Raw genomic sequence first — 7,743 nt, 5'->3', positions numbered from 1 at the left:
AAGACGTCCACGGCCGGCTTGGGCTACATCAAGGGGCCCGACAACCGGCAGGCCCAGTTCCGCGCCCACTTCGACCGCGACCCCGCCCACTGGGCGACCACCGGCGACACCCCCACCGTGGAGAAGTCGGCCGCCGCCGCCACCGGCAAGGCGTACCACGAACGGCTCGACCGCCTGGCAGCCCGCCTCCGCGGGGAGACGCCGGTCCTCCCCGACGACGCCTTCACCGACACGGCTACAGACACGGCGCGCATGGCCCCGTCCACCGACCCGATTGCCCAGGCGGCTGCCGCCATCGAAGCCGAAGCCCCCGCCGGCACCGACAACAAGGTCGCCGCGTTCCTCACCGAACGAGGACGCCCGGTCGGCCGGAACGTGATCGCCCAAGAGACCCGCCTCACCCTCGGCGCCGTCAAGAGCGCCCTCACCCGCCTCAAGGCCAAGGGCCTGGCCGTCGATGTCGACCGCGGCATCTGGGCGCACCCCGACCACGCCGACAACCAGCCCGAACAGACCGACTACGCCAACGCCGCCTAGGCCCGGCACACACGCAAAGGAGACCGTGATGCTCTTCGAACCGCCCAAGTACGAGTGGGAAGCCACCACCACCCGCGAGGCGCTCGAGTACCTCCAAGCCGCCAAGGACATGATCGCCGCCCACATGGCCAGCCTGGCGCCCGGCACGCAAGGCCGCATGGAGCGTGAGCGGTACACGCCGATCAAGCTGACGCTGAAGCTCGACCTCGGCCCTCTCGTCCAGTGCATCAACGACCGCCGCACCGTCGAAGCCCTCACCGCCGATCTCGACGACTTGAACTGACCGCACCCATCTGAGCCCGGAAGGAGACCCAGCCATGAACCCGAAGCCTGAGCCCACCGACCGGGCCGAGGTCAATCCGCTCACTGACGCCGTGATGCGGGCCGCCGTCGACAACGTGATTCACGAGCTGCGGCGCGACAGCACCACACCGCCCGCCCAGAAGCCGGAACGTCCGGCGATGTCCAGCAAGGCCACCGACGACAGCGTCAGAATGCTCTGCTTCGGCGGGATGGCTCTCCTCACCTGCGGCGGCATCTCCCTGGTGATGGTCACATCGGAGTTCGCTGACCCGAAGGCGATCGGCGTGTTCTTCGCCGGTCTCGCGGCGGTCGCCCTCGCCGCCGCCCGACTCCTCCGCCGCGCCGGAGAAGCCGCACCCACGGAGATCCACCAGACCTACACCGGCCCCATCCGGCAGGAGACCAACGTCGATCAGCGCAAGGCCGTCGTTCAGAAGAACATCACCAAGACCTGAGAGGACACTCGAACCATGGATGAGACGCTCGATCTCCTGTACGCGGCGACGAAGCTCGTCACCGAGAAGCGGCACGGATCCCCGGCGATGGTCCGCCGCTGCCTGCGCCAGGACTACAACGTGCACGTCACCTACGGAACTGCCGAGCATCTTCTCGACCAGATGCAGAACCTGGGCATCGTCGGCCCCAGCAAAGGCGCGATCGCCCGCGACGTCCTCATGGACTACGAGCAGGCGACCGCGAAGCTGCTCCCCGCGCACGGCGGCAGCTGGGGAAACCCGAAGGCCGCCTGATCAGCCAGCGGAACGGCCCGGACCGTCATCGGTCCGGGCCGTCGTCATGCGCGGTACAGCACGGGCCACCCATCCGGAGCCGATCGCGTTCGTCGGCAGCGTCGCCGGCCGGGCACCCATCCGCTCGCAGATCAGATCCAGCTGCTGCTGGCAGACCGCCCGGCTCTTGGCGCGCACCATGAACACGATGTCGTCCATCCCGTCAGTGTGGCGCGGCGGGTGGGGGAGCGGGGGCCGAATCCGGGAAGCGGCTACTCGGGGGCCTGGGTCTTCCTTAGGCGTTCGGCTCGCTCGCGGTAGCGCTCGTCCGGCTCGATGCCCGCATCCCGCGCCATCTTCCGCACGTGCGCCCCGGTCCATCCGGAGGCTTTCGCGACCTCGGTGGGCTTCAAGTGGCCTTCACGGAGGGCGTCGAGGACGAGGTCTCGGAGTTCGTCGCTGGACTTCTTGAGGCGTTCGGCGTCGCGGAGTCGGCGGGTACCGGCGGCGGCGATGTCCTCCAGGGAGGGCGGCTCGGTGGGCGGGGTCGGATTCATGGCATCAATGTATCGCAACAGGGTTGCGGTGCCTATGCCTCAGGCGTACTGTCTGAGGTGTCGCCACCGCTACACATGATCGCTAGTCAGTTGCGATCACGGAGGCGCGAGGAGGCTCGAATGTCCCGTCACATGGACCGCATCCGCCGCGAGGCGATGGAGCAGTACGGCGATGCCCCCGCGGACGCGGCCGAGGCACTCGCGCACGTGCTGAAGGTGTACGCCGACGAGCCGGACAGCCGCCTGATGGTCGAGGCGACGAACGGCATCTACGGCGACGGTGTCCGAACTGGCCTGACCATGGGCGACCTGCGCGCCCTCGCCGCCCGACTCCCCGACTGACCCATCCAGGCCCGGCCTTCACCGGCCGGGCCCGTCGATCCACCGCACATCCGCACCAAGGGGGAACCGATGCTCGCCACCGCCAAGCTCCGCAGCCGCACCAAGACGGCTGCCCGCACCGCCGTCAAAGCCCTCCGCTACCGCTGCATCTCCGGCATCGTCGCCGTCCTCGTCGACGGCGGGCAGCTCATCCGCACCGGCGACCACCTCGACCGCGTCGGCGGCAGCGACCTCCCCGACGGGCAGAAGAGCTGGTTCGGGCGGCACGTTGCGAAGGCGTACCGGAAGGTGCACGGCGGCGACGCCATCAAGGTGTGGGCGCAGCACCGGACCACCGGCAAGTGGATCCACGTCCACGTCTACAACCCCGCCGACCCGGCGCTGCTCGTCGGCCTCCGCTCGTACAAGGTCACCCGGCACCTCGCCGACCGCGCCGCCTACCTCACCGCCGCATAGGAGAACCCGATGTCCCGCCAGACCGCCATCCAGCTCGTCGACCTGGACGTCCGCTGGGTCGGCACCGACTCCACCACCCCAGCAGGCCACGTCCTGGTGCTCGGCGTCGACACGCTCGGCGTGCTCCGCCTCTGCCTGTACAAGGGCGCCACGCCCGACGACAGCACCCTCCGGGGCTCGCTCCTCATCCCGCCGGACGGCCACGGGCAGCGGCACCTGCCGACCCGCACCACCGCCTACGGGCCCACGGGTGCCTACGTCACCAGCGTCGGCGACCAGACGGCCATGCTGCAGCGCCTCGCGGACCAGCCGTGATCGCCTTCCCGCGCACCACGGTCCCCGTCCCGGATGCGGTCGCCGCCCTGTCCGCCCGCCAACTCCCCGACCGGGTACGGGCCGCACGACGGCAGGCATGGGAGGCGTCCGTGCGGCTCGACCTATGCCGCCAGCCCCGGTACGAGGAAGGGCGGCAGGGGGCGATCGCCGAACTCGCAGCGGCGAACAAGGTGCTGGCCGCCGTCAACCCTGGATACGTCTTCGGCTGGGGCGACATGCACGGCCAGCAGCGATAGGAGGAGGCGTGACTGTGACCGTCTACAGCGCCGTCAACGGGCCTCGCCCGGAGAAACTCGGCAAGGTCGAATCGATCGAGCGAGCCCTTGCCGCAGATGTGGCGTTCGCCAGGGAGGCCGCCCTGTTGGGTGACGCCGACGGTGAACGCATCCACCACGAATCCATCAACAAGCTGCTGGCCATTCGCGAGGAGCTCGCTGACCAGGAGCGCCAATGAACGCCCCGACCGAGCCCGTCCCCGAGGTGCCGCTGCTGGCCGAGCCCCGGCAAAACGACTGGGACGAAACACCCGCCGAAGCCGCCGAGTTCGACCGCCGCTACTGGAACGAGGACTAGACCGTGAACGACCCCCGCGCCCGTAAGCTCGCCGAGGCCCGGCAGCGCAACGCCCACGAGGCCATCAGCTACATCCCGGCCTGGGACGATCTCACCGACAAGGAGCGCGAGCAGTCCATCAGCGAGGCCGCGAAGTGGCTGCGCGCCGCCATCGAAGCCGGGATCGCCCCGCTCGCCGAACGACCCACCGACAAGCACGACGCGATCCTCCTCGACAACTACGGTCAGATCTGGGGTGAGTACCAGACGAGCCCGTCCTCGCACGGCGACGCGATCCTCCGCCTCGTCTGGGCGTCCGAGCAGTGCTCCTCGAAGCAGGAGATCGAGGCCGAGGGCGTCGAGTTTCGCCTCATCGGCTGGAGCGAATAGCCGTGACCCTGCACCACATCCCCGCCGACGACCTGCGTATCGGCGACGTAATCGTCCACGACGGCGGCACCACCACCGTCCGCGAACTCGACCGCAGCGCCACGCCCACCATCGTCACCAACCCCGGCGACAGTGACCAGATCAGCGGCTACGTGTGGGAACACGTCCAGGTGCAGCGAGAGGAGATCAACTAATGGGGCAGTCTACGAACGGCATGCTCGCCTACGGCTACGACCTCGGCGGCGAGGAGGGATGGAAGCTCCAAGAGGCAGGCGAGTACGGCGAACTCCCCGAACTGCCATGGTTCGACGAGGAGAACGAAGACGGTGATGGCTTCCAAGAGTCCGCCGAGCGGCGCCTCCTCGCCGAGATCGCCGGATTCACCGAGACCTGGTCCAGCGGGAACGAGGGCTACTCCGACCGCAAGCGCGAAGCCAAGGCCCAGGTTGGCGTCGAGTTCGACACCCACTGCTCCGGCGACTACCCGATGTACCTGATCGCCACCAAGGTCATCACCGTCTACCGGGGCAGCGTGAAGGACATCGACATGGCGGCGCTCGCCGTCGAGCCTGAAATGAACGGCTGGGACGAGAAGCTGCGCATCGCACTCCAGGCACTCGGGATCACGCCGACGCAGGAGAAAGCCCGGTGGCTGCTCTGCTCGTACTGGGGCTAAACCGTTGCCGTGACCACCCCACCCCGCGACCCTGCTTCGACCGGAGCAGGGCCGCAGGCGTGTGCGCGGCACCACTAGGCCATTGGCCCAGCAGTGTCGGCGAGCTAGTGCACCATTGGCTCAGAAACACCCTGCTTCCCGCACCGCACGAGGAGCCTGCCGTGTACGACCACCCCACCCCCGCCCCGCTCGATGAGTTCGAATGGCCGACCTGTGTGACCCCCCGCTGCAACCGGCAACTGTGGGTCGCCGAAGCCTCCAGGTGGGCTTGCCGGCCGTGCGAGGAACGCACCGTCACCCGCATCGCCGAACTCCCCAGCTTGTTCCGGCAGCTCGACACGACCGCGTCCCTGATGCGCGGCGCGCGCCGTCCCGGCGCTGGGGGTGGGGGCTCCAAGACGCCGCCGATCCCGCCCCGCCTGGAAGTCCTTGCCCTGGTCGGCCCGGGTGGTGTGGCGGCCCGCCTGTCGGCGATTGAGGATGCGTGGCGGGCCGCGCTCGGTTGGACGGTCGCACCGTGGCGCGGCTCCCCGGCCCAGGCGGTGCCTCTGCTGGCCGAGTTCCTGGCCAACAACCTCCTCTGGGCGTGCAGCAGTTACGAGGAGGTCGGGCAGGACATCGACGACCTGCGCAGGCTGCACGGCGAATGCACGGCGATCGTCAACGACGAACGGCGGCCCGGCCGCGTCCAGATCGGCAACTGCCCCACCATCGTCGAGGATCGGGTGTGCTGGCAGCCGTTGACCGCATCCGCAGGCAGCCACCGCATCCACTGCCCGGCGTGCAACGGCCGGTGGGAGACGCTGGGGGAGTGGCGGGAACTCCGGGCCGCGCAAGAACGCGTGCTCGCCGAAGCGGCAGGAGTCGCGGCGTGAATACGAGAGTGGAGAACAGGCTCTGGACCTGGCCCCTTCTCGTGATCGGCCTCGTGACAGTAGGAGTCGGGGCGTGGGTCACAGCTGAAGGGCTCAGGTACGTCGCCCCAGGGCTGCTGGCAGTGCTCGGCGGTGGCGCAACGATCTTCATGGCTTTCGCGGGGCGTCGGAGCAATGACGGAGATGCGCCGTGAACCACCGTCCGGACTGCATCCACCACCTCGACCTGTGCCCCGCCTGCGACGGCCTCCGCGTCACACGAATGGAACGGCTCGACGGAGTGGAGAGCGTCACCCTCGACGCCGGGCCGTTCAGCTTCAGCGGACCCGCCGAGGTCTACATCGGACCCGTCGCGGAAGACTGCGCGGTCGAGGAGACGTGACTGCCCCGCCGTGGGGGCACAAGCCGCCGCCCGTCGATGACGTCACCGCCTACTGGACTACCGTCCCGCCTGCAATGTCGCCGCGCTGCGGCTACTGGATCACCCGCCACCACTACGGCACCTGGAGATCCAACCGGTGGATCCGACGCCAGGGCTACCACGCCGCCGCCGAATGGCTCGGGGTGTGGATCTGGGAGTACCTGCACGTGATCCGGCCGCTCTTCGAGGAAGAGCGCAGCGAACTAGGCAAGCTGCTTGACGAAAAATCGTCCATCTGTAATCGTGATTCTTGATCGTGGCACACGAGTCACATCACGCCCCTGGAGCCCCCGCCGTGAAACCACCGGTGGGGGCTTTCGCGTACCTCGGGGAGGTTCCGTGGTCGCCTACCCAAACCCGGACGGACTTGAGATTCACTTCGCCCAAGTCGCAGGCGACCGCGACCTCGGCGACCTATGGGAAGCCGCACGGACCGCCGGAGTAAAGCCCGGCACCATCCGCGTCTGGGTCACCCGAGGAAAGATCGAACCCGTCCTCGACGGCGAAGCAGGCCAGTACTTCCACCTCCCCACCGTGAAGCTCGCGGCAGAAGGCGGCGCCAAGCACCGCCCAGCGGACCCTGCGGCCAACAGCCGTGGCCCACACGCCCACGCCGCCTGAGACTCCTGCGCGCGGTGGCAGTAGCGCAGGAAGGCCCTCGCAGCGCTACGCGCTCGGGCCAACCAGTCCGCCCGGCCCTGTGGGGGGCCGGGCGGACGACAACACCCCAAGACAGGGTCGTCGTCGGCAGGCGAGGGCTGTCGCCCATAGCTGGCCAGTACCGGTTCGACTCCGGAACGGCGGCGCTCCCCGAAACCCCTCCGCTCTTCGGGGCGCGTCCGGTCCCCCGCCCCGACATCCCGCCGCCCGCCACGCCCCCGTCGCGGGCGGCGGGACACCCGCCATCACAGGAGGCAGCCATGCCCGACGAGTACGTGCTGCGGCTGGAGGCCTCCGGCGAGGTCACCCCCGCCCAACCCGACATGACCGACACCGAGCCCGACACCGATCCTGAGCCTGAGGAGAGTGAGCGATGACCGCAGGACTCGCCCCCAGCCTCGTCTCCGGCTGGCTCAACACTCTTCGCACCGCGGGCGCCGCCTACGGCCCCGTGGCCGGGACATTCGTGCAACTCCACACCGGCGACCCGGGCGCAGCCGGTACGTCCGCCGTGTCCGCAGGGTCGACGACCCGCAACAGCTGCACCTTCGCCGCCTCGTCGTCCGGGTCAGCCCTCGCATTGAGCGGCGCACCCTCGGCGTGGACGAACGGCGGCACGTCCGAAACCCTCACCCACATCTCCGTGTGGACGGCATCATCCGCCGGGACGCTGCTGTTCACGGTGGCGTTGACGGCCTCGCGCGCCTGGGCGTCGACCGATTCGTTCACGCTCTCGACGCTTTCGGCGGCCCTGACTCCCCAGGCGGCATAACGCCCTGACGGGGAGGGCTCATGACGACCTTCACCGACGACTTCAACCGGGCCGACTCGACCAGCCTGGGCGCCAACTGGGTTGAGGTCAGCGGCGACTGGTCGATCATCTCCCAGCAGCTCAGCTCCGGGTCAGCTG

General features: G+C 69.1%; 19 protein-coding genes and 1 pseudogene. 18 read left to right on the top strand and 2 right to left on the bottom strand.

Annotated features, from left to right (window positions below):
- The 4 genes and pseudogenes from VIU94_RS26145 to VIU94_RS26130 form a co-directional block, all read left to right on the top strand.
- Positions 1-537: pseudogene (locus VIU94_RS26145) on the top strand (hypothetical protein); the annotation flags it as partial.
- A gap of 28 nt (positions 538-565) precedes the next feature.
- Positions 566-820 carry a hypothetical protein gene (locus VIU94_RS26140; RefSeq protein ID WP_331914735.1) on the top strand — a complete coding sequence of 85 codons (255 nt, stop codon included), beginning with the start codon at positions 566-568 and terminating at the stop codon, positions 818-820.
- Positions 821-854: 34 nt separating this feature from the next.
- Positions 855-1,295, top strand: coding sequence for a hypothetical protein (locus VIU94_RS26135; RefSeq protein ID WP_331914734.1), 441 nt, complete (start codon positions 855-857; stop codon positions 1,293-1,295).
- Positions 1,296-1,310: 15 nt separating this feature from the next.
- Positions 1,311-1,589, top strand: a complete 279-nt coding sequence (locus VIU94_RS26130; RefSeq protein WP_331914733.1) for a DNA translocase FtsK — start codon at positions 1,311-1,313, stop codon at positions 1,587-1,589.
- Here VIU94_RS26130 and VIU94_RS26125 read toward each other — a convergent pair whose 3' ends face one another.
- Complete coding sequence (locus VIU94_RS26125) at positions 1,590-1,787, bottom strand: hypothetical protein (RefSeq protein ID WP_331914732.1); 198 nt, start codon at positions 1,785-1,787, stop codon at positions 1,590-1,592.
- Positions 1,788-1,840: 53 nt separating this feature from the next.
- Positions 1,841-2,125 carry a hypothetical protein gene (locus VIU94_RS26120; RefSeq protein WP_331914731.1) on the bottom strand — a complete coding sequence of 95 codons (285 nt, stop codon included), beginning with the start codon at positions 2,123-2,125 and terminating at the stop codon, positions 1,841-1,843.
- Between the two features lie 120 nt (positions 2,126-2,245).
- Between VIU94_RS26120 and VIU94_RS26115 the strand changes: the two genes are divergently transcribed.
- The 14 genes from VIU94_RS26115 (at position 2,246) to VIU94_RS26050 (ending at position 7,605) form a co-directional block, all read left to right on the top strand.
- Positions 2,246-2,467: a hypothetical protein gene (locus VIU94_RS26115; RefSeq protein ID WP_331914730.1), complete on the top strand. Its 222-nt coding sequence runs from the start codon at positions 2,246-2,248 to the stop codon at positions 2,465-2,467.
- Positions 2,468-2,536: 69 nt separating this feature from the next.
- Positions 2,537-2,923, top strand: a complete 387-nt coding sequence (locus tag VIU94_RS26110) for a hypothetical protein (RefSeq protein WP_331914729.1) — start codon at positions 2,537-2,539, stop codon at positions 2,921-2,923.
- Between the two features lie 9 nt (positions 2,924-2,932).
- Positions 2,933-3,238 carry a hypothetical protein gene (locus tag VIU94_RS26105; protein WP_331914728.1) on the top strand — a complete coding sequence of 102 codons (306 nt, stop codon included), beginning with the start codon at positions 2,933-2,935 and terminating at the stop codon, positions 3,236-3,238.
- On the top strand, positions 3,235-3,495 hold the full coding sequence (locus VIU94_RS26100; RefSeq protein WP_331914727.1) for a hypothetical protein: 261 nt from the start codon (positions 3,235-3,237) through the stop codon (positions 3,493-3,495). The genes VIU94_RS26105 and VIU94_RS26100 overlap by 4 nt, the downstream gene beginning before the upstream one ends.
- Before the next feature lie 14 nt (positions 3,496-3,509).
- Positions 3,510-3,713 (top strand): hypothetical protein, encoded by a 204-nt coding sequence (locus tag VIU94_RS26095; protein WP_331914726.1) that lies wholly within the window; start codon positions 3,510-3,512, stop codon positions 3,711-3,713.
- A complete protein-coding gene (locus tag VIU94_RS26090) occupies positions 3,710-3,832 on the top strand; it encodes a hypothetical protein (protein WP_331914725.1) in 123 nt (40 codons plus the stop codon). Before VIU94_RS26095 ends, VIU94_RS26090 begins: the two co-directional genes overlap by 4 nt.
- Before the next feature lie 3 nt (positions 3,833-3,835).
- Entirely contained in the window at positions 3,836-4,201 is a 366-nt protein-coding gene (locus VIU94_RS26085) for a hypothetical protein (protein WP_331914724.1), read from the top strand.
- A gap of 2 nt (positions 4,202-4,203) precedes the next feature.
- A complete protein-coding gene (locus tag VIU94_RS26080) occupies positions 4,204-4,395 on the top strand; it encodes a hypothetical protein (RefSeq protein WP_331914722.1) in 192 nt (63 codons plus the stop codon).
- The gene (locus VIU94_RS26075; protein ID WP_331914720.1) at positions 4,395-4,877 is read left to right on the top strand and encodes a hypothetical protein; all 483 of its coding nucleotides are present in this window, start codon (positions 4,395-4,397) and stop codon (positions 4,875-4,877) included. Before VIU94_RS26080 ends, VIU94_RS26075 begins: the two co-directional genes overlap by 1 nt.
- Before the next feature lie 161 nt (positions 4,878-5,038).
- Positions 5,039-5,752 carry a hypothetical protein gene (locus VIU94_RS26070; protein ID WP_331914718.1) on the top strand — a complete coding sequence of 238 codons (714 nt, stop codon included), beginning with the start codon at positions 5,039-5,041 and terminating at the stop codon, positions 5,750-5,752.
- A gap of 190 nt (positions 5,753-5,942) precedes the next feature.
- Positions 5,943-6,134 (top strand): hypothetical protein, encoded by a 192-nt coding sequence (locus VIU94_RS26065; protein WP_331914716.1) that lies wholly within the window; start codon positions 5,943-5,945, stop codon positions 6,132-6,134.
- Complete coding sequence (locus tag VIU94_RS26060; RefSeq protein WP_331914714.1) at positions 6,131-6,427, top strand: hypothetical protein; 297 nt, start codon at positions 6,131-6,133, stop codon at positions 6,425-6,427. The genes VIU94_RS26065 and VIU94_RS26060 overlap by 4 nt, the downstream gene beginning before the upstream one ends.
- A gap of 85 nt (positions 6,428-6,512) precedes the next feature.
- Positions 6,513-6,794, top strand: coding sequence for a hypothetical protein (locus VIU94_RS26055; protein ID WP_331914712.1), 282 nt, complete (start codon positions 6,513-6,515; stop codon positions 6,792-6,794).
- Positions 6,795-7,206: 412 nt separating this feature from the next.
- The gene (locus VIU94_RS26050; protein WP_331914710.1) at positions 7,207-7,605 is read left to right on the top strand and encodes a phage tail fiber protein; all 399 of its coding nucleotides are present in this window, start codon (positions 7,207-7,209) and stop codon (positions 7,603-7,605) included.
- Positions 7,606-7,743: the final 138 nt, after the last annotated feature.

The organism is Streptomyces sp. (assembly GCF_036566765.1).
GTDB lineage: Bacteria > Actinomycetota > Actinomycetes > Streptomycetales > Streptomycetaceae > Streptomyces.
The sequence above is the reverse complement of the archived record's forward strand: the minus strand, read 5'-3'. Positions and strand labels throughout refer to the sequence as shown.

Coding starts and splice junctions, on each gene's coding strand:
- VIU94_RS26140 (WP_331914735.1), top strand. CDS start 566: ATGCTCTTCGAACCGCCCAAGTACGAGTGGGAAGCCACCACCACCCGC.
- VIU94_RS26135 (WP_331914734.1), top strand. CDS start 855: ATGAACCCGAAGCCTGAGCCCACCGACCGGGCCGAGGTCAATCCGCTC.
- VIU94_RS26130 (WP_331914733.1), top strand. CDS start 1,311: ATGGATGAGACGCTCGATCTCCTGTACGCGGCGACGAAGCTCGTCACC.
- VIU94_RS26125 (WP_331914732.1), bottom strand. CDS start 1,787: ATGGACGACATCGTGTTCATGGTGCGCGCCAAGAGCCGGGCGGTCTGC.
- VIU94_RS26120 (WP_331914731.1), bottom strand. CDS start 2,125: ATGAATCCGACCCCGCCCACCGAGCCGCCCTCCCTGGAGGACATCGCC.
- VIU94_RS26115 (WP_331914730.1), top strand. CDS start 2,246: ATGTCCCGTCACATGGACCGCATCCGCCGCGAGGCGATGGAGCAGTAC.
- VIU94_RS26110 (WP_331914729.1), top strand. CDS start 2,537: ATGCTCGCCACCGCCAAGCTCCGCAGCCGCACCAAGACGGCTGCCCGC.
- VIU94_RS26105 (WP_331914728.1), top strand. CDS start 2,933: ATGTCCCGCCAGACCGCCATCCAGCTCGTCGACCTGGACGTCCGCTGG.
- VIU94_RS26090 (WP_331914725.1), top strand. CDS start 3,710: ATGAACGCCCCGACCGAGCCCGTCCCCGAGGTGCCGCTGCTGGCCGAG.
- VIU94_RS26075 (WP_331914720.1), top strand. CDS start 4,395: ATGGGGCAGTCTACGAACGGCATGCTCGCCTACGGCTACGACCTCGGC.
- VIU94_RS26050 (WP_331914710.1), top strand. CDS start 7,207: ATGACCGCAGGACTCGCCCCCAGCCTCGTCTCCGGCTGGCTCAACACT.